This window comes from Microbacterium sp. APC 3901, assembly GCF_030407765.1.
Taxonomy (GTDB): domain Bacteria; phylum Actinomycetota; class Actinomycetes; order Actinomycetales; family Microbacteriaceae; genus Microbacterium.
The window spans coordinates 1-18,933 of sequence record NZ_JASDCU010000010.1 but is presented as its reverse complement, the minus strand read 5'-3'; the positions used below and the strand labels follow the sequence as shown (position 1 = coordinate 18,933).

At 68.4% G+C, this 18,933-nt stretch carries 16 protein-coding genes; 8 read left to right on the top strand and 8 right to left on the bottom strand.

Annotated elements, in window-relative coordinates; genetic code table 11:
* Positions 1–24 precede the first annotated feature (24 nt).
* Both QMA07_RS10575 and QMA07_RS10570 read left to right on the top strand, forming a co-directional pair.
* Entirely contained in the window at positions 25–597 is a 573-nt protein-coding gene (locus tag QMA07_RS10575) for an HhH-GPD-type base excision DNA repair protein (RefSeq protein WP_290161639.1), read from the top strand.
* Entirely contained in the window at positions 594–1,019 is a 426-nt protein-coding gene (locus tag QMA07_RS10570) for a DUF1801 domain-containing protein (RefSeq protein ID WP_290161638.1), read from the top strand. Before QMA07_RS10575 ends, QMA07_RS10570 begins: the two co-directional genes overlap by 4 nt.
* Positions 1,020–1,076: 57 nt before the next feature.
* On the opposite strand, the gene QMA07_RS10565 is transcribed toward QMA07_RS10570, so the two are convergent.
* Both QMA07_RS10565 and QMA07_RS10560 read right to left on the bottom strand, forming a co-directional pair.
* Positions 1,077–2,462, bottom strand: coding sequence for a glycine--tRNA ligase (locus QMA07_RS10565; protein ID WP_290161636.1), 1,386 nt, complete (start codon positions 2,460–2,462; stop codon positions 1,077–1,079).
* Between the two features lie 126 nt (positions 2,463–2,588).
* Positions 2,589–3,278, bottom strand: a complete 690-nt coding sequence (locus QMA07_RS10560) for a GNAT family N-acetyltransferase (RefSeq protein ID WP_290161635.1) — start codon at positions 3,276–3,278, stop codon at positions 2,589–2,591.
* Between the two features lie 92 nt (positions 3,279–3,370).
* Between QMA07_RS10560 and QMA07_RS10555 the strand changes: the two genes are divergently transcribed.
* Both QMA07_RS10555 and QMA07_RS10550 read left to right on the top strand, forming a co-directional pair.
* A complete protein-coding gene (locus QMA07_RS10555) occupies positions 3,371–4,834 on the top strand; it encodes a peptide MFS transporter (protein WP_290161634.1) in 1,464 nt (487 codons plus the stop codon).
* A gap of 56 nt (positions 4,835–4,890) precedes the next feature.
* A complete protein-coding gene (locus tag QMA07_RS10550; protein WP_290161632.1) occupies positions 4,891–6,333 on the top strand; it encodes an MFS transporter in 1,443 nt (480 codons plus the stop codon).
* A gap of 12 nt (positions 6,334–6,345) precedes the next feature.
* Here QMA07_RS10550 and QMA07_RS10545 read toward each other — a convergent pair whose 3' ends face one another.
* The 3 genes from QMA07_RS10545 to QMA07_RS10535 form a co-directional block, all read right to left on the bottom strand.
* Positions 6,346–7,269 (bottom strand): serine hydrolase, encoded by a 924-nt coding sequence (locus QMA07_RS10545; protein WP_290161630.1) that lies wholly within the window; start codon positions 7,267–7,269, stop codon positions 6,346–6,348.
* A 178-nt stretch (positions 7,270–7,447) separates the two neighbouring features.
* On the bottom strand, positions 7,448–9,412 hold the full coding sequence (locus tag QMA07_RS10540; protein WP_290161628.1) for a M13-type metalloendopeptidase: 1,965 nt from the start codon (positions 9,410–9,412) through the stop codon (positions 7,448–7,450).
* Positions 9,413–9,475: 63 nt separating this feature from the next.
* A complete protein-coding gene (locus QMA07_RS10535; RefSeq protein WP_290161626.1) occupies positions 9,476–10,036 on the bottom strand; it encodes a DUF1992 domain-containing protein in 561 nt (186 codons plus the stop codon).
* 86 nt (positions 10,037–10,122) lie between these two features.
* On the opposite strand from QMA07_RS10535, the gene QMA07_RS10530 reads away from it, so the two are divergent.
* Positions 10,123–11,442: an MATE family efflux transporter gene (locus tag QMA07_RS10530; RefSeq protein WP_290161624.1), complete on the top strand. Its 1,320-nt coding sequence runs from the start codon at positions 10,123–10,125 to the stop codon at positions 11,440–11,442.
* A gap of 56 nt (positions 11,443–11,498) precedes the next feature.
* On the opposite strand, the gene QMA07_RS10525 is transcribed toward QMA07_RS10530, so the two are convergent.
* Positions 11,499–12,158 (bottom strand): TrmH family RNA methyltransferase, encoded by a 660-nt coding sequence (locus QMA07_RS10525; RefSeq protein ID WP_290161622.1) that lies wholly within the window; start codon positions 12,156–12,158, stop codon positions 11,499–11,501.
* 70 nt (positions 12,159–12,228) lie between these two features.
* Between QMA07_RS10525 and QMA07_RS10520 the strand changes: the two genes are divergently transcribed.
* Positions 12,229–13,518 carry an Nramp family divalent metal transporter gene (locus tag QMA07_RS10520; RefSeq protein ID WP_290161620.1) on the top strand — a complete coding sequence of 430 codons (1,290 nt, stop codon included), beginning with the start codon at positions 12,229–12,231 and terminating at the stop codon, positions 13,516–13,518.
* A 112-nt stretch (positions 13,519–13,630) separates the two neighbouring features.
* Here the strand turns inward: QMA07_RS10520 and QMA07_RS10515 are convergent, their stop codons facing one another.
* Positions 13,631–16,192, bottom strand: a complete 2,562-nt coding sequence (locus tag QMA07_RS10515; RefSeq protein WP_290161619.1) for a rhamnogalacturonan lyase — start codon at positions 16,190–16,192, stop codon at positions 13,631–13,633.
* A 157-nt stretch (positions 16,193–16,349) separates the two neighbouring features.
* Between QMA07_RS10515 and QMA07_RS10510 the strand changes: the two genes are divergently transcribed.
* Together QMA07_RS10510 and QMA07_RS10505 are read left to right on the top strand one after the other, a co-directional pair.
* Positions 16,350–16,652 (top strand): hypothetical protein, encoded by a 303-nt coding sequence (locus tag QMA07_RS10510; protein ID WP_290161617.1) that lies wholly within the window; start codon positions 16,350–16,352, stop codon positions 16,650–16,652.
* 82 nt (positions 16,653–16,734) lie between these two features.
* Positions 16,735–17,367: a metal-dependent transcriptional regulator gene (locus QMA07_RS10505; protein WP_290161615.1), complete on the top strand. Its 633-nt coding sequence runs from the start codon at positions 16,735–16,737 to the stop codon at positions 17,365–17,367.
* A gap of 21 nt (positions 17,368–17,388) precedes the next feature.
* On the opposite strand, the gene QMA07_RS10500 is transcribed toward QMA07_RS10505, so the two are convergent.
* Positions 17,389–18,891 carry a Na+/H+ antiporter NhaC family protein gene (locus tag QMA07_RS10500; protein ID WP_290161880.1) on the bottom strand — a complete coding sequence of 501 codons (1,503 nt, stop codon included), beginning with the start codon at positions 18,889–18,891 and terminating at the stop codon, positions 17,389–17,391.
* Between the last annotated feature and the right edge of the window lie 42 nt (positions 18,892–18,933).

Genomic DNA, 18,933 nt, shown 5'->3' with positions numbered 1-18,933 from the left:
ATCCTCGGGTGCCAGACTGGAGGCATGGCCCTTCACATCACCGGAGACACCGCCGCTGACGCTCTGCTCACCGACAACCCGCTCGCACTTCTGGTCGGGATGCTGCTCGATCAGCAGGTCCCGATGGAGACGGCGTTCGCCGGACCGCTCAAGATCGAGCAGCGCACCGGCGCGACCGACGCGACCACGATCGCGGAGATGGACCCCGATGAGTTTCTCGAGGCGTTCAAGACGACCCCGGCCGTGCATCGATTCCCGGGATCTATGGCGACCCGAGTGCAGACGCTCTGCCAGGAGATCGTCGATCAGTGGGGCGGAGACGCCTCGGCACTCTGGACCGAGGGCGACCCGTCGGGCGCCGAGGTGCTCAAGCGTCTCAAGGCACTGCCCGGCTTCGGCGAGCAGAAGGCCAAGATCTTCTTGGCTCTGCTCGGCAAGCAGTACGGGTTCACCGGCGCGGGGTGGCGCGAAGCCGCCGGCGACTACGGCATCGAGGGTTCGTACCGCAGCGTCGCCGACATCGTCTCGCCCGAATCGCTCACCAAGGTGCGCGAGCACAAGAAGGCGATGAAGGCCGCGGCGAAGGCGAAGGCGTGAAGCCCACCGGCGATGACGTCGCGGGACTCATCGCGCGATCCACTCCGGCTGTCCGCCGCCGGGATGCCGAGACGCTGACCGCCCTCATGCAGGAGATCACGGGTCGCGACCCTCAGACCTGGGGCACGATCATCGGGTTCGGCAGCTGCCACTACCGGTATCCGACCGGCACCGAGGGCGACAGCGGCCTGCTCGGCTTCGCCCCTCGCAAGGCGGCGACCACGATCTACCTGTTCGACGGCGTCGACGCCCACTCCGAGGCGCTTGAGAAGCTCGGCCCGCACACGACGGGTGTCGGATGCCTCTACATCAAGGATCTCGAGAAGATCGACCTCGACGTGCTCCGCGGCATCCTCGAGCGATCGCTCGCCTGGGTCGAGGCCGGCGGCACCGATCAGGTGCGACTGACCGTCACGGGCTGACGCGAGAGGCCCGCCGTCCTCTCGGACGGCGGGCCTCTCGTTCGGATCGTCCGAGCGTCAGGCGCCCTTGAGGCGCTCAGCCAGATACTCGTGCAACGCGTCGATCGAGACGCGCTCCTGCGCCATGGTGTCGCGGTCGCGCACGGTGACGGCGCGGTCGTCGAGCGAGTCGAAATCGATCGTGACGCAGAACGGTGTGCCGATCTCGTCCTGTCGGCGATACCGGCGACCGATCGCACCCGCGTCGTCGAAGTCGACGGCCCACGAGCTGCGCAGCGTGTCAGCGACCTCGCGCGCCATCGGCGACAGTCGCTCGTTGCGGCTCAGCGGCAGCACGGCTGCCTTGACCGGTGCGAGACGCGGGTCGAGCTTCAGAACGGTGCGCACATCGGTGCCGCCCTTGGCGTTCGGCACTTCTTCTTCGCGGTACGCGTCGACGAGGAACGCCATCATGGCGCGCGTGAGACCGAACGAGGGTTCGATCACGTACGGCGTGTAGCGGTCGCCCGTGGCCTGGTCGAAGTAGGTGAGGCTCTGACCCGACGCCTCGCTGTGGCTCGACAGGTCGTAGTCGGTGCGGTTGGCGACGCCCATGAGCTCGCCCCATTCCTTGCCCGCGAAGCCGAACTTGTACTCGACGTCGATGGTGCCGGCCGAGTAGTGCGCGCGGTCGTCTTCGGGCACGTCGAACTGGCGCATGTTCTCGGGGTCGATGCCCAGGTCGATGAACCAGTTCCAGCAGGCCTCGACCCAGTGCTCGAACCACTGCTGCGCGTCGGCGGGCGGAGTGAAGAACTCGATCTCCATCTGCTCGAACTCGCGCGTACGGAAGATGAAGTTGCCGGGGGTGATCTCGTTGCGGAACGCCTTGCCGACCTGGCCGATGCCGAACGGCGGCTTCTTGCGGCTGGCCGTGAGCACATTCGAGAAGTTGACGAAGATGCCCTGCGCCGTCTCGGGGCGCAGGAAGTGCAGGCCCGACTCGTCGTCGACGACACCCAGGTACGTCTTCACGAGACCCGAGAACGACTTGGGCTCGGTGTACTGACCCTTGGTCCCGCAGTTGGGGCACGGCACGTCGGCGAGGCCGTTCTCGGCCTTGCGGCCCTTGCGCGCCTCGAAGTCCTCGACCAGGTTGTCGGCACGGAAGCGCTTGTGGCAGCTCAGGCACTCGACCAGCGGGTCGGTGAAGGTGGCGACGTGACCCGACGCCTCCCACACGCGCTTGGGCAGGATGATGCTCGAGTCGAGGCCCACCATGTCGCCACGGCCGCGCACGAACGTCTGCCACCACTGGCGACGGATGTTCTCCTTGAGCTCGGTGCCGAGGGGCCCGTAGTCCCACGCGGATCGCGAACCGCCGTAGATCTCACCCGCCTGGAAGACGAACCCGCGGTGGCGGGCAAGGGCGATGACCTTGTCTAGACGGGACTGTTCGGCCACGGTGGCTCCAATGGTCGGCTGTGGGGAAGCCCGTGATCACGGGCACGTCAATCTTATCCGCGACCGGTTCGTGTCAGGACCCTGGCCGGGTCGGGGCCGAGCCCTCAGAAGGTCGAGGCTCCGGCCTCAGGCGGTGAAGAGGTAGCCCTTCTCGACATCGAACCCCGAGAGGGTCAGGCCGCTGCCCAGCAGACCCTCCATCTGCGCGCGCAGACGCATGCGCCACTCGTGGGCGGCGTCCGGATCCTCGACGCGGAGGGTCTCGATGTCCGAGGGGATCTCCAGAGTCTCGGCGACCGCATCAGGTGCCGGCGACTTCGCGATGTCGGCGAGCGCCCACTCGACGTCGAGCCGGTCGCTCTCGTCTCCGGCATCGCCGCCACCGAAGATGCCGTAGCGGTTCACCGAATACCCGGTCACGCGAGCACCGAGAACCGTGAGGAAGAAGTGCGCGTTGCGGGCGACGAGCGGGTCGAACGTCCAGGTGATGCGACCGACGTCGCGTGAGAACGCCCACTGGCGCTGGTGCTCCTTGAGTTCTCGTCCCCAGCCGCGTCCGCGGTACTCCGGCAGCAGTGCCGTGATGTGCGAATGCATCGCCCGGCGTCCGGGGGCGCCGAAGAAGGCGATCGAGGCACCCACCATCCGCTCTTCCCCGCTCTCGGCGTCGAAGAGTCCGACGACGTAGTTGCCCGATTGCTGCAGCGCTCGCAGAGTGCCGGCGTCGATCACGCGCTCGGGGCCGCGGATGGAGTCCAGCAGGCCCTGCGCGGCGATGATGAGTTCAACGGTGTCCAGATCACGGATGGTTCGCACGCCCCCAGTCTGCCCCTCCGGTCACGGATATCGGAATCGAACACGTGCGAGTGGGCTGGGAACCACGTCGCGACCGGGCGTACCGTGGAGTAATGGCAACCAGCGATACGTCGGCCGAGAAGTCCGACACCCGGTTCTTCGGGCAGCCCTGGGCTCTCGTCCATATCTTCGGCGTCGAGATGTGGGAGCGGTTCAGCTTCTACGGGATGCAGGGCATCCTGCTCATCTACCTGTACTTCTCGGTCACCGAGGGAGGACTCGGACTCTCCCAGGCCGTCGCGGGCGGGATCGTCGGCGCCTACGGCGGGTCGGTCTATCTCTCGACGATCCTCGGCGCATGGATCGCCGACCGGATGCTGGGTTCGGAGCGGGTGCTGTTCCTCAGTGCGATCGTGATCGTGGCAGGACACATCGCCCTCGCCCTTCTTCCCGGATTCATCGGCGTCGGGGTCGGCCTCGTACTGGTCGCGCTCGGCTCGGGTGGCCTCAAGGCCAATGCGACCTCGGTCGTCGGCACCCTCTACAGCGCGGACGACACCCGCCGGGATGCCGGATTCTCCCTGTTCTACCTAGGCATCAACCTCGGCGCCTTCATGGGTCCCATCCTCACCGGCATCCTGCAGTCGTCGCTCGGATTCCACTACGGATTCGGCCTCGCCGCGATCGGCATGACGCTCGGACTCGTGCAGTACTCCTTCGGCCGCAAGGCGCTGCCGGACGAGGCACGACGCGTGCCGAACCCGCTCCCCTCCTCGCGCTACCCGCTCGTCGCGATCATCGCGGTCGCAGCGGTCGCCCTCATCGCGGTGCTGGTGCTCATCGGAGTGATCCGAGCCGACAACCTCGCGTCCATGGTCATCATCGGGACGATCGTCGCGACGGTGGCCTACTTCGCGGTCATCCTGAGCAGCCGCCGGATCGACGGCACCGAGCGCTCCCGCGTCTGGGGGTTCCTGCCCCTCTTCGTCACGAGCGTCGCCTTCTGGTCGCTGTACCAGCAGCAGTTCACCGTGCTCACGGTCTACTCCGACGAGCGTCTCGACCGCAACATCTTCGGATTCGAGATGCCCGTCTCGTGGGTGCAGTCGATCAATCCCGTGTTCATCATCATCCTGTCCGGAGTCTTCGCGGCGATCTGGACCCGCCTCGGACGCCGTCAGCCCTCGACTCCGGTCAAGTTCGCACTGGGCGCGATGATCATGGGGGCGGCGTTCCTGCTGTTCCTGCCGTTCGCGGGCGGAGGCGCCAACTCCACCCCGCTGATCGCTATCGTCGGCATCCTCTTCGTGTTCACGGTCGCCGAGCTGCTGATCTCACCGGTCGGCCTGTCGGTGACCACGAAGCTCGCCCCGAAGGTGTTCCACACGCAGATGGTCGCCCTGTTCTTCCTGTCGATCGCGCTGGGCACCGCGATCTCTGGCTGGCTCGTGCAGTTCTACGACCCGAAGAACGAGGTGCCCTACTTCTCGATCCTCGGCGCCCTCGCGATCGTGGTCGGCCTCGGGCTGCTCGTCGCCGTCAAGCCGGTGCTGCGGCTGATGAAGGGCGTGAGCTGACGATCGCGGCAGGGGGCTCGCGCCTCGGGTGTCTCAGACGCCGATAGCCTGAAGCGATGGGAGAGAACGATGATCGCGCGCGCAGAAGACTCTCCCGAACATCACCGAAGTGGGCGGTCGTCGCGGTCCTGGCGTTCGCCGGGCTCTGCTCGTCGTTCATGTTCACTCTCGTCGTGCCTCTGCAGGCCGAACTCCCTCGTCTGCTGAACGCATCCCGCGAGGACACCACCTGGGTCGTCACGATCACGCTGCTCGTCGCCGCGGTCGCCACCCCCATCTCGGGCCGGCTGGGCGACATGTACGGCAAGCGCCGAGTCGTGATCGTGCTGCTCGGGCTGCTGATCCTCGGGTCGCTGATCGCTGCGCTGTCGGGCTCGATCGTCGGCGTGATCATCGGCCGGGCGTTGCAGGGCGCGGTGACCGGCGTGGTCCCACTGGGCATCGCCATCATGCGCGACGTGCTGCCACCCGAACGTCTGGGCACCGCCGTCGCTCTGATGAGCGCCACGATGGGCGTGGGGGGCGCGATCGGGATGCCGGTGGCAGCCCTGCTCGCGGTGAACGCCGACTGGCACTGGTTGTTCTGGCTCGCCGCCGCTCTCGGCGTCGTCGGCCTCGCCCTCGTGCTGCTCGTGATCCCCGAGGACGTGCTGCGATTCCCCGGACGCCTCGACGTGATCGGTGCGATCGGTCTCGCGATCGGCCTCACCGGCATCCTGCTGTTCGTCTCGCGCGGGGCCGAGTGGGGCTGGACGGCTCCGCTGACGCTCACGTGCATCATCGGCGGAGTCGGCGTGCTGCTGGTGTGGGGCTGGTATCAGCTGCGCACCACGGATCCGCTGCTCGATCTGCGCGTCGCTGCCCGCCCCGCCGTGCTCTTCACCAACATCGCCGCGATCGGCATGGGCTTCGCGCTCTTCGCGTCGAACGTGACTTTCCCTCAGCTGCTCGAGGGCCCAGCCGCTTCCGGTGCGGGCTTCGGACTCGACATGGTCTCGGCCGCACTCGTGATCATGCCGGCGGGTCTCGTGATGATGGTGATCTCGCCCCTGTCGGGCTGGCTCGAGCGCACCGTCGGCCCTCGCCCGCTGTTCACCGTCGGCGCCGGCGCGATCGTGCTCGCCTACGTGTTCGTGCTGCTGTGGTCGAGCGAGGTCTGGCACATCCTCGTCGGCAACCTGCTGATCGGCGTCGGCATCGGATTCACCTTCGCCGCCATGCCGATGATCATCATGCGATCGGTGCCCGCGAACGAGACGGGCGCGTCGAACGGGTTGAACGCGCTCTTCCGCTCGATCGGCACGTCGAGTGCATCCGCCGTGATGGGCGGGGTGCTCGCCGCCATGAGCATCGACGTCGGTGGGGTCTCGGTGCCGACGAGGGCGGCGTTCGACCTGTGCTTCTGGCTGGCGATCGCAGCCGGGATCGTCGCTCTCGTCCTGTCGCTGTTCATCCCTCGGCAGCGCGCGGCAGAGGCGCATCCCTCTCTGCCGGGATGACCCGGCCCGCGCTCAGTGCGTGTACTCCATGAGCTCGACCCCGAGCACGCGGAAGGCATCGTGTGCACGCAGCCGGTGCGTGATCGACAGGTCGTCGAAGCAGACGATCAAGGAGTAGGCGACACCTGCACGGGGCCCGGCGAGGACGCCGGCCTCAGCCCGCACACCGCGATCGCGGCCGGTCTTGTTGATGAACAGCAGCCCGTGCGCGTCATGGTCGTGAGCGAACGGGTCGAGGCCCGTCGAGGAGGCCACCAGACTCAGGTCCTGATTGAGACTCAGCCACTCGGACACCTGGGCGCTCACGGATGCGCCCACCACCTGCGAGTTGACGAGGGCGGAGAACAACCCAGCGAACTCGCGTGCAGACCCGACCGCGACCTGCGGTGCGTCATCCGGACCGCGCTCGTCGCGGAATCGATCGAGAAGTGCAGTGCGGCGGAGTCCCAGGGCCTCGATGCGCGCACGCACGCGATCGTGGCCGACCCGCTGCAACAGGGCATTGACGGCGATCGGGTCACCGGCCGTCGCTGCGAGCACGGCGAGGTCTTCGAGCGGCAGCGCGGGTGCATGCAGGTGTCGCCAGAGTCCCGATGTCGACACCGCCTCGACCGCGGAGCGCTCGACGATCTCGAGCGGGTCGAGGGTGCCCGCCTCGAATGCGGCCGCCACCTCGATGAGCAAGGGCACGACGCCGAGCCCGGCGACCGGCATGGTCACATGGTCATCGCCCGAGAGGACGTGCGTGTGGGTGTCGAGATCGACGACATGCACGGACACCTGGGCCCCCGCGTCCGCGAGCTGTTCGAGGGCGCGCAGCGTCGACGTGAACGACCGACGCCCCGTGGCGGCACGCCGCGGCAAGCGTCGACTGGGCCGCTGAGAGCGGCGCAGCGAGGCCAGTGGTGGGCCGTCGGCAGGCTCGGAAGCACCCACGCGGGATCCTTAATAGGGGGGTTGGATTGGCGGGATGCTGCGGTGTCCATCCTCCGCAGCACGGATATCGTAACCCCGTCAGGTGAGGATGCCCTACATACTCCGGTATACGGTCATCAGATCGTCATGCGGGAGACATGAGGGCACCCTCGCGGCCCGATCGGCTAGGCGGGACGACTCACCAGATCGTCACGCGCGAGCCCTGCGGCAGCCACAGCGCGTCGGATTCGGCGACGTCGAACGCCGCGTAGAAGGCGTCGATGTTGCGGACGATCTGGTTGCAGCGGAACTCGTTCGGCGAGTGAGGGTCGATCGTGAGCAGTCGCAGAGTCTCGGCGTCGCGACTCTTCTGCTGCCAGACCTGCGCCCATGACAGCAGCAGGCGCTGCACGCCCGTGTAGCCGTCGATCACCGGGGCCTCTGCGCCGTCGAGAGAGATCTCGTAGGCCTTGAGCGCGATGCCGAGGCCGCCCAGGTCGCCGATGTTCTCACCGATCGTCAGTGCGCCGTTCACGTGGTGCTCGGCGTCGAGTCCCTCCGGCACGAGTTCGTCATACTGCGCGATCAGGGCCTTGGTGCGCTGCTCGAACGCGGTGCGATCCGCGTCGGTCCACCAGTCCTCGAGCTTGCCGTCGCCGTCGTAGCGGCTGCCCTGGTCGTCGAACCCGTGGCCGATCTCATGGCCGATGACCGCGCCGATCCCGCCGTAGTTGGCGGCCGCGTCACGCGACGCGTCGAAGAACGGGTACTGCAGGATCGCCGCCGGGAACACGATCTCGTTCATCGAAGGGTTGTAGTACGCGTTGACCATCTGCGGCGGCATGTGCCACTCGTCTCGGTCGATCGGCTTGCCGACCTTCGCGACGTTGCGATCGTGCTCGAAGATCGCGGCGCGCCGCACGTTGCCGAACAGGTCGGAGCGGTCGATCTCGAGGCTCGAGTAGTCGCGCCAGACGGCGGGGTGCCCGATCTTCGGCGTGAACGAGTCGAGCTTGGCGAGCGCGCGCTCCCGCGTCTCGGCGGTCATCCACTCGAGGTCGGTGATGCTCTGCCGGTAGGCCTCGATGAGGTTCGCGACGAGCTCGTCCATCGCGGCCTTCGCCGTCGGCGGGTAGTGCCGCTCGACGTAGACCTTGCCGATCGCCTCGCTCAGCGCGCCCTCGGTCACCGAGACGCCGCGCTTCCAGCGCTCGCGGATCGAGGGGACGCCGGTGAGCTCGGTGCCGTAGAACGAGAAGTTCTCCTGGACGAAGTCGTCGGTCAGGTACGGAGCCGCAGCGTGCACGACCTGCGCGCGCAGCCACGCCTTCCAGTCGTCGAGGCGCTCGGCGGTGAGCAGCGAGCCGAGCCCTTCGAGGAAGCTCGGCTGCGAGACGACGACCTCGGCGAAGGCCTCGGGGTGGGCCGGCGCGACGGAATCGCGCCACGGCTCGAGGTCGACACCCGCGAGCTCCTGGATCTCGGCCCACGACTTGAGGTTGTACGTGGCGACGGCGTCGCGGCTGCGCACGTTGTCCCAGTGGTGCCCGGCGAGCTCGGTCTCGAGGGCGATGGAGCGGTCGGCGGCGCCCGCGGCATCCGCGATCCCGGCGAGCGCCAGCAGCCGCTCGAGGTGCGCGCGGTAGGCCGCCCGCGTCTCGGCGAAGGTGTCGAGTCTGAAGTAGCTCTCGTCGGGCAGCGACAGACCGGACTGCACGATCACGGGCAGGTATCGCTCGGGGTTTCCGGGGTCGCCGTCGACGTAGAAGCCGATCAGGTGCGCCCGACCGTCGCGGTCGTAGGTGCCGACCGTGCGCAGGAACGCGGGGATGTCGTCGATCGCCTCGATCTCGGCGAGCGTCTCGGCGAGCGGCGTGACGCCGGCCGCGGCGATGCGCTCGGTGTCCATGAAGCTCGCGAACAGGTCGCCGATCTTGCGGGCGAGGGTGCCCGGCTCGGCATCCTGCGACTCCTCGATGATCGCCCTGACGTCTTTCTCCGCCTGCTCTGCGAGCAGATGGAACGAGCCCCAGCGCGCCTTGTCGCCGGGGATCTCTGTGCGGGCGAGCCACGCACCGTTGACATGGCGGTACAGGTCGTCCTGCGGGCGGATGTCGGAGCTGAACTCGGAGGTCTCAAGGCCAGAGGGAAGCACGTCGGTCATGCCGACCAGCCTAGGCGTCGCTCCGACATTCGGGCGGGAACGGACGTGCGGTCCGCGACGACCTCAGTCCCGGCGACGCATGCCGAAGCGTCGCCTGCGCTGCTGCACAGGCTCCTGCCCGGACCGGGCCGCCAGGCGCGCCGCTCGGCGCTCGGCCCATGCGGCGACCTCGGCGTCGATGTCACGCGGACTCGTCACGACGGGCGGGCCGCCCTGCAGCTGACGTCGCGCCTCGAGCACGCGCCGGTTGAAGTCCTCGAGCACCGACCGCACGTCGCCTTCGCGGCCGAGGAGGTCGAGCTGGTCGTCGAGCTCTCGGTCCTCGGTCCGCAGCAGGATCGCAGGCGGGCCGAGACCCGTCAGGTTCTCCTGCTCGATCTTGCGACGGATCCACCAGTCGGGGTCGTGATGCGTGCCGAGTCCCTCGAGGGGCTTGCCGGCCCCGGGCAGATCGTCGAAGTCGCCGCGGCGGATCGCGACCTGGATCGCCGTCTCGATGAAGGCGGCTCGATCCGAGGCCGCCGCGATGCCGGGGGCCGTACCGGATTCGGCGTCATCCTCACCCTCGCCACCGCTCCGCTGCCGCGCGCGGTACCTCGCCGCGGCCTCTCGTGGATCCGTCATGGGCGCCTCCGTCGCATCCGGTGCTTCCAGGGTACGACCGGAGGGGCGTCGGAGGCTCCGTCCGCCCCAGCCCATAGGCTCGGAGGATGACCGAGCGCACTCTCAACCGCGAGATCCTGCGCCTCGCCGTGCCCGCCCTCGGCGCACTGATCGCAGAGCCGGCGTTCCTCATCGTCGATGCGGCTCTGGTCGGGCACCTCGGCACGACGCCGCTCGCGGGCCTCGGCATCGCGGGTGCCGTGCTGCAGACGATCGTCGGGCTCATGGTCTTCCTCGCCTACTCCACCACCCCGGCCGTCGCCAGGCTGTTCGGCGCGGGCAGGCCCGGAGAAGCGATCTCGGTCGGCATCAACGGCATGTGGCTGGCTCTGGCGATCGGTGCGGTGCTCGCCGCCGCAGGGGCCGTGGCGTCTCCGTGGCTCGTGTCGCTGTTCGGCGCGAGCGACGCCGTCGCCGCCGACGCCAACGCCTACCTGGTCGTCTCGATGTGGGGGCTCCCCGCGATGCTCATCGTTTTCGCCGCGACAGGACTGCTGCGGGGGATGCAGGACACCATGACGCCCCTGTGGATCGCCGGAGTCGGGTTCGGCGCCAACGCCCTGCTCAATGTGGTGTTCATCTACGGTCTGGGCTGGGGCATCGCCGGATCGGCTGTCGGCACGGTCGTCGCCCAGTGGGGCATGGTCGGCGCCTACGTGCTGGTGATCCGGCGCCTCGCGGCCACGCACGATGCGTCGCTGATGGCGCAGCGAGCGGGCATGGGCAGCACCGCTCGTTCGGGTGGCTGGCTGTTCCTGCGCACGGTGAGCCTGCGAGCCGCACTGCTGGCGACCGTCGCCGTCGCCACGGGCATCGGCACCGACGAGCTCGCCGGGTGGCAGATCGTCTTCACCATCTTCTCGGCGGCCGCGTTCGCTCTCGATGCCCTCGCGATCGCGGCCCAGGCGCTGATCGGCAAAGAACTCGGCGCGGGTGACGAACGGCAGGTGCACCGCGTGCTCACCCGCACGGTCGCCTGGGGAGTGTGGTTCGGCGTCCTGGTCGGCGCGCTCATCGCGGCACTCTCGGGTGTGCTCGGCATCGTGTTCACAGGCGACCCGGCGATCGCCGCTCTCGTGCAGCCGGCACTTCTCATCCTCGCGGTCGCGCAGCCGATCGCGGGTGTCGTCTTCGTGCTCGACGGGGTGCTGATGGGGGCGAACGACGCGCGCTATCTCGCGATCGCGGGTGGGCTGAACCTCGTGCCGTTCCTGCCGGCGCTCTGGATCATCGCTGCGACGGGCGTCGACGCGTCCGCCGGTCTCATCTGGCTCTCCGTCGCGTTCTTCGGCGTCTATCTGCTCGCCCGTCTGGGCACCCTCGGCTGGCGCGTGCGCTCAGGACGCTGGGTCACGGCCGGCGCCTAGGGATTCATGGTGTCCGCGCGGATCGGCTGATCCCGTTCCCCCGGTGAGCGCGGGTGTCAGCCGGCGTGTCTCCGGCACCACTCGTACATGATCACGGCGGCCGCCGCGCTGGCGTTGATAGATCGCGTCGAGCCGTACTGCGTGATCTCGATGTGGGCGGATGCTGCGGCGAGCGCGGCATCCGACAGGCCCGGCCCTTCCTGACCGAACAGCAGCACGCAGCTCTGCGGCAGGTCGGCACGGTCGACCGGCACCGCGCCCTCGACATTGTCGACCGCGATGATCGGCAGCCCCTCTGCCTGCGCCCAGGCGGTGAAGGTCTCGACGTCTTCGTGGTGCACGACGTGCTGATAGCGGTCGGTGACCATCGCACCCCGCTTGTTCCACCGGCGTCGCCCGATGATGTGCACGGTGTCGGCGAGGAACGCGTTCGCGCTGCGCACGATCGATCCGATGTTCATGTCGTGCTGCCAGTTCTCGATGGCCACATGGAACGGATGCCGGCGGGTGTCGAGGTCGGCGACGATCGCGTCCATCCGCCAGTAGCGGTAGCGGTCGATCACGTTGCGCGTGTCGCCGACGGACAGCAGCTCCGGGTCGTACTGCTCACCCTCCGGCCACTCCGCCTCGCCGCCGGGCCAGGGCCCTACCCCGTAGCCGGGCTGCGTCGACGATCCGCCTGTCTCGGCCGCATCCGCGGGCGCCTGCTCTTCCATTCCGCCAGGCTATCCGTCGCGCACCTCCCCACATATTTAGGTACGCCGAAAAATCGGCTACGATTTCGGCATGCCTAAAAATCTTGCGCTCGCGGAGGCCGCACCGATCTCCCGAGCGACCGCGCCCCGCAGCCTGTGGCTTCTCGGACCCGCGCTCGTCGCCGGAGTCGCCTACCTCGACCCGGGCAACGTCGCGAGCAACATGACCGCGGGCGCCCAGTACGGATACCTGCTGGTGTGGGTCGTGGTCGCCGGCAACATCATGGCCTGGCTGATCCAGTACCTGTCGGCCAAGCTCGGAGTCGTCACCGGGCAGAGCCTCCCCGAAGTACTGGGAACGCGGCTGAAGAACCCGTGGGCTCGACGTGCGTACTGGCTGCAGGCCGAGCTCGTCGCGATGGCGACCGATCTGGCCGAGGTCATCGGCGGCGCAGTGGCGCTCTACCTGCTGTTCGACATCCCGCTGCTGCTCGGCGGGATCATCACCGGGGCGGTGTCGATGATCCTCCTGGCGGTGCAGAGCCGCAGAGGGCCCCGCCCCTTCGAGTTCGTGATCATCGCGCTCATGGTGATCATCACCGTGGGCTTCATCGCGGGCCTCTTCGTCGCCCCGCCCGACGCCTCGAGCATCGTCGGCGGCCTCATGCCCCGCTTCGAGGACACCGGATCCGTGCTCCTCGCCGCGTCCATCCTCGGGGCCACGATCATGCCCCACGCGATCTACGCGCACTCGTCGCTCACCCGAGACCGCTTCGGCTCGACGACCGCCGATGCGCCGGCGGAGGCCGTCCGCACGGAGACCTCGCGCATCCGCCTCCTGCTCACCGCGACCCGCTGGGACGTATCGATCGCCATGGTGATCGCGGGAACGGTCAACCTCGGCATCCTGCTGCTCGCCGCCGCGAACCTCGCCGGCGTCGAGGGCACCGACTCGCTCGAAGGCGCGCACACCGCGCTGGCCGCCGGACTCGGCCCTGTCGTCGCGACGTTCTTCGCGGTCGGGCTCCTGGCCTCCGGTCTCGCCTCGACGTCGGTGGGCGCCTACGCGGGAGCCGAGATCATGCACGGCCTGCTGCACGTGCGCATCCCGCTGCTCGCACGTCGGCTCGTGACTCTGATCCCCGCTCTCGTGATCCTCGGCATCGGCTTCGATCCGACGCTCGCCCTCGTGCTGAGCCAGGTCGTGCTCTCGTTCGGCATCCCCTTCGCCCTGATCCCGCTCATCGCACTCACGGCTCAGCGCCGCACGCTCGGCATCTGGGCGAACCGCGCGTGGACGACGGCCGCCGGCATCATCGCCTCCGTGCTGCTCATCGCCCTCAACGGCGCCCTGCTCTGGCTGGTGCTGACCGGAGCCTGACATCGCAGCCCCTCGGGCAGACACACGTTAGAACGCACAGAACCGCCCCGAGCCGGCACGGGAAGAGTCGACTCGGGGCGGCGTCCTGTCACCGCGGCGCTCGGCGCGATGCTCAGCGCGCGCGGAGGTTCTCCGTCCACTGCGAGGTCGCGCCGTCGGCGATGCGGTAACCGGGCTCCGGCACCGCCACCACGGTCACCTCGCCCGTGACCCGCACCTTGCCGTTCCGAGACTCGACCTTCTCGCCGTTCACGAAATAGCTGACGCCCTTCACGTTCGTCGGCACCTTGACCTCATCGCGAGAGGTGCCCGGCTTGTCCGTGAACTTCGGTGCCTTCGGCTCCGTCGGGGCGGTCAGCACCGGAACCTGCGACCAGTCGAGATCACTCGCGAGATAGAACGAGGTGTACGCCGGCTGGTTGTAGGTCGTCTGCTGACGCGCGGTCTCGACGCGGTACTGCACGTCGTGCATGAGGGTCGTGAGCTTGTGCGCCGTGGGCTCGGTCGTGGTGAAGAACCGCAGCGCGCTCGAGTCCGCCGTGCGCACCAGCAGCTCCTCGCGCCAGTCACCCAGCACATCGGCGACGAGCGAGGGGTTGCCCTTCGTGCCGTTGTTGTTGAGCGTGCCCGTCGCGGTGAGCACCGTGCCGCGGGTCCAGTCGTCGATCGTCGGCGTCTGGTCGCCGCTGCCGTTGACGAGCTGGGTCGTGAGGTCGCCCGCCCAGCGGATCGACATGTTCGTGCCGGGCGTCTGCGCCTGCAGCATCTCGCCCGCAGCACTTAGCAGGCCGCTGCCCTCGGTGCCGCCGGGCATGCTCGACCACACCTCGATGCCCGGCACATCCGGACGCACGTCGCCGATCATCGCCCGCCCCGTGTCACGACCGGAGTAGGCGCCGAACAGGGATTCGCCCGTGGCGGCGTCACGCATCACCGACCCGTATGGTGCAAAAGTGCCGCCCTCGTGAGCCGTCCAGATCTCGAGCCCGGGGCGGCTCGGATCGATGTCTGTCACGTGCATCGCATCTCCGTGCCCCAGGCGCACCGAGGCTCCGGGGTCAGCACTGCCCTCGGGCAGTACGTCGAACGAGCTGTACAGCAGGCTTCCGTCGTCGTCGATCGTCGCAGCGCCGTAGACGAGCTCCTGCTTGCCGTCGGCATCGACATCGGCGAAGCTCAGCGAGTGATCGCCCTGGGTCGTGATCGTGCCGAACTCCGGGTCGGTGCCGTCCCTGCCGTGCGGCGAGTCGTTGAACGGGTTGGTCATCGGAGCATGACCGCTGTCGACATCCCACCGCGCTTTCAGACGCTTGCCGTCCCAGTCGAAGGCCGTGACGGTCGTTCGGGTGTAGTACCCACGGGCGAAGACGGCAGAGGGATGCTGACCGTCGAGGTAGCCGACGCCCGCGAGGAAGCGGTCGACACGGTTGCCCGGTTCGATACGCGACATCGCGTAGTCGCCCCACAGCAGGCCGTCGTCGCCGCGCTCGGTCGGATACGGGATGGTCTGCAGCTCCTCGCCCGTGGCGCTGTCGAACACCGTGAGGTACTCGGGTCCGTCGATGATGAACCCCTCGAACTCCCGCAGCAGGTTGCGCGAGCTGCGACTGGGCGCGTACACGTCGATGAAGGTGGTGGCGAGCTCCTGCGCCGACTCCTGCGAGAGCGGGTACTCGTGTGTGACGGGCATGCCCCACGCCTCTTCGAGCGTGGCCGGCCACTGACCTGACACGACCTCCTCGCGCTCACTCCAGCCGAGGAACATCTCTACGAGGTGCTGCTCGTAGTCCGCGGCACTGAGGCGGTAGTCGTCGTCGTTCGAGTACCCCGCCTTTCGGTCGTCCTTCGGAAGCGTGATGTACGACTCGCTCGCGACGGTGCCGTCGGCGGCGTACTGCACGGACTTCGTGCCCGGAGCGGTCTTCAGCATCGTCTCGGAGCGGCCGTCGCCGTCGAAGTCGTAGACGAGGAACTGCGTGTAGTGCGCTCCGGCGCGGATGTTCACCCCGAGATCGAGGCGATTCAGCAGTGTGCCGTCGAGCTCATAGGTGTCGAGGTAGACGGGGCCCGTGTAGCCGCGCTGCGAGACGTCCTTCGAGTTCGAGGGATCCCACTTCACGACGTACTCGTATTGCCCGTCACCGTCGACATCGCCGACCGATACGTCGTTCGCCGAGTACGTGTAGGCCTCGCCCTTCGGCGTCACGCCGTCGGCCGGCTTCTGCAGCGGAAGATCGTGGTGCCCCTCGGCCCACGCGGTGACGGATGCCGAGGCGGATGCCGTGAGCTCGACGCCGTTCACCACCGGCACGACGGAGTACTGCGAGGCGGCCGTGCCGCCGGCATCCGCGTGGTTCGTGCTGTCGGTGACCGTGGCGATCTTCGTGCCGTCGCGGTAGACGGCGAAGTCGGGGCCCGCGAGTCCGGTCTCGGTCGCGCCGCTCGCCTCGGTGGCGAGCAGTCTCCAGCTGAGGAAGACCCCTTCGGCGGTCGAGACGGCGACGAGACCACGGTCGAGCGCCTCGAGCTGGGGCGCCTTCGGCCCGGAGTCATGGCGACCGGCCGCGGGCGCTGCGGGCGACGCAGCGGTCGCACTCTGCGCTCCTCCCACGAGGAGGCAGCCGGCGGCGGCCACCGCCACGACGGCGCGGAACGATTGGTGTCGGATGTTCATCGTCGAAATCCTTCTCTGGGCCAGAAGCCCGCTCGGATAGCGTTTTCCCGTGCCCGGTCGAAGCTACCCGCAGACCTCGCCCCAGTCAAGGAATCCGACCCGATTGACACGATTCACAGCGTGCACCGCGGTGGCCGCAGACGGTTAGGCTCGAAGGATGTCTGCCGATACCGCGCGCCGCAACGTCCGCATCCTCACCTGGATCGGCATCGCGACCGGCGTGATCGGCGGGCTCCTCGTCGCCTTCCCCACCGCGCTGCCCTTCGGCGGCCCCTGGGTGCAGCTCGCCCTGGGTATCGCGACCCTCGTGCTGGCCTTCCGCGCGCGCAAGATCGGCATCGCCGAGATCGAAGGGTTCGACGGCCGCCTCTCGCTCTTCGCCGCACTGCTCGGGTTCCTCATCATCTTCTTCGCGGGGCAGGTCGCTTTCGGCATCCTCGTCGACGCAGCCAATCCGTGAGCACAGCCGATCCTCGAGCACAGCCGATCCGTGAGCACGGCCGAACTCTGAGCACGGCCGACCCCTGATCTAGGCTGGACCCGTGGCATCCCCCGCAGCTGACGACTACCTGAAGACCGTCTACGCGCACACCGAATGGCAGGACGCGCCGATCACCCCCTCGGTGCTCGCGGCGAAGCTCGGAATCGCCCCGTCGTCGGTGACAGAGATGGTCAAGAAGCTCGCCGCCGCCGGGCTCGTCTCGCACGTGCCCTACGGCGCAGTGAGACTGACGGATGCCGGCACGCAGCGCGCCCTCGCGATGGTGCGACGCCATCGGCTCATCGAGACGTGGCTCGTGCAGGAGTTCGACTACGGCTGGGACGAGGTGCACGACGAGGCAGAGGTGCTCGAGCACACGATCAGCGATCGCCTTCTCGAAGGCATCGACGAGCGGCTCGGACGCCCGCGCTTCGATCCGCACGGCGACGCGATCCCCGATGCCTCGGGTGTCGTCGAGCGTGAGGCCTTCGTGCTTCTCGCCGATGCACCGGTGGGGCACGTCGGCCGCGTGCTGCGGGTCGACGACCGCGACCCCGAGCTGCTTCGTGCGCTCGAGGCCGCGGGGGTCACCGTCACCGCGCAGATCACGACCACCGCATCGGGCATCGAGGTCGGGGGCGTCGAGACCCCGCTGCCCGACGGCGCGGCGGACGTCGTCTGGTTGACCGCCTGAGCTCCGGACGAGACCTCGCGGTCACACCCCGACCGCTCCGACGATGAGGTACATCACGAGCGACAGCGCCGCCGCGATGCCCGCGTAGGGCAGGATCGCCAGCATCAGGTTGTGCGGCTTGATGCCGATGGATCGCGACGCGAGGATGATCCCGTCGCCGTAGAGGCAGGTCGTGCTGCCGAGCGCGGCACCGGAGAAGACTGCTGCCCCGGCGAGAACGGGGTCGGCGCCGAGCGCGATCGCCAGCGGCAGCACCACCGGAGTGATCACGGCCGCGAGATCCCAGAACGATCCCGTGGCGTAGGCGTAGACACCGCAGACGGCGAACACGATCGCCGGAAGGAGCGCGGGCGTGAGCACCGGCTCGGTGACGGCGATCACCCAGTCGGCCAGCTGGAGCGTCAGGTTCATCTCCTGCACCATGAATGCGAGCACGGTCAGCACCGCCACGAAGAGCATGCTCTGGATCCCCACGAGAGCAGAGTCGAGGAGCTCACGGAGTCGAAGACGCCGCTGCGCCAGGGTGATCACGACGGTGACGGCCAGTGCGGCCGCCGTGCCGGTGACGACGTTCGCGTCGGTCACGATCGTGACGCCGACGAGCGTGACCATCGCGAGCAGGAACGGCCACGCCTGAGGACGCGTGGACACGACCTCACTCCCGGCGGCACCCGTCTCGGTCGCGGTCTCGGTCGCGGTCTCGAGAGCGGCGGACACGCGCTGCGCCGTCGAGCCGTCGGCGTCGGTCGAGCGGATCTCGGCCAGCAGCGCCGCACCCTCGGCCTCGCGCTCGGCCGGCGTCGTGTCGAGCGGGAACACGTCTCCGTCGCGCTCCGCCCTGGCCGCGTCACGCCGGAGGACGCCGAACTTCGGCAGCCACCCGACACTCATCAGGAAGGCCACCACGATCGCGATCCAGCCGAAGAAGACGTAGGGGATCGCCTGCAGGTATGCGCCGAATCCCGATCCGCCGACCGTGACCCCCTGCGCCTCGAAGAGCCCCGAGAAGAACAGCGCCCATGTCGAGAAGGGCACGATCACGGCGATGGGCGCGGCCGTCATCTTCATGATCGCTCCCAGCTGCGTGCGGGGCACCCGGTATCGATCGGTGACGGACTTCATCGAGGCGCCCACCGCGAGCACGTTGAGATAGTCGTCGACGAACAGCACCACGGAGAGCAGGAACGTCAGCAGCGTGGACTTGCGCCTCGAGGTGACGAAACGCTCGGTCCAGCGGGCGAAATCCGAGACGATGCCCGAGCGCTCGAACAGGGTGATCAGGATGCCGAAGAGCACGATGATCAACAGCAGCCACTGGGCTGTCTCGTTCGCCAGGGCCTTGCCGAAGTACTCGGTCCACGTGTCGAAGGCACCCCAGCCGCTCAGCAGCAGGGCGCCCGTGACCGTGCCGCAGAGCAGGGCGAGAAGGGTGCGGCGCGTCAGGACGGCGACGAGCAGGATCACCAGGATGGGTAGGAGTACGAATCCGCCGATGGCGGGGAGCGTGGTCGCCTCAGCGAACATGGTCACCTCATTGTGGTCAGGTCGGGCAGGGTGGGGTCGGGT

Excerpts from the sequence above, each read along its gene's own strand:
- QMA07_RS10510 (WP_290161617.1), top strand. The coding sequence starts at position 16,350 with ATGTCTGCCGATACCGCGCGCCGCAACGTCCGCATCCTCACCTGGATC.
- QMA07_RS10530 (WP_290161624.1), top strand. The coding sequence starts at position 10,123 with ATGACCGAGCGCACTCTCAACCGCGAGATCCTGCGCCTCGCCGTGCCC.
- QMA07_RS10520 (WP_290161620.1), top strand. The coding sequence starts at position 12,229 with ATGCCTAAAAATCTTGCGCTCGCGGAGGCCGCACCGATCTCCCGAGCG.
- QMA07_RS10515 (WP_290161619.1), bottom strand. The coding sequence starts at position 16,192 with ATGAACATCCGACACCAATCGTTCCGCGCCGTCGTGGCGGTGGCCGCC.
- QMA07_RS10575 (WP_290161639.1), top strand. The coding sequence starts at position 25 with ATGGCCCTTCACATCACCGGAGACACCGCCGCTGACGCTCTGCTCACC.
- QMA07_RS10550 (WP_290161632.1), top strand. The coding sequence starts at position 4,891 with ATGGGAGAGAACGATGATCGCGCGCGCAGAAGACTCTCCCGAACATCA.
- QMA07_RS10525 (WP_290161622.1), bottom strand. The coding sequence starts at position 12,158 with ATGGAAGAGCAGGCGCCCGCGGATGCGGCCGAGACAGGCGGATCGTCG.
- QMA07_RS10500 (WP_290161880.1), bottom strand. The coding sequence starts at position 18,891 with ATGTTCGCTGAGGCGACCACGCTCCCCGCCATCGGCGGATTCGTACTC.
- QMA07_RS10555 (WP_290161634.1), top strand. The coding sequence starts at position 3,371 with ATGGCAACCAGCGATACGTCGGCCGAGAAGTCCGACACCCGGTTCTTC.
- QMA07_RS10535 (WP_290161626.1), bottom strand. The coding sequence starts at position 10,036 with ATGACGGATCCACGAGAGGCCGCGGCGAGGTACCGCGCGCGGCAGCGG.
- QMA07_RS10540 (WP_290161628.1), bottom strand. The coding sequence starts at position 9,412 with ATGACCGACGTGCTTCCCTCTGGCCTTGAGACCTCCGAGTTCAGCTCC.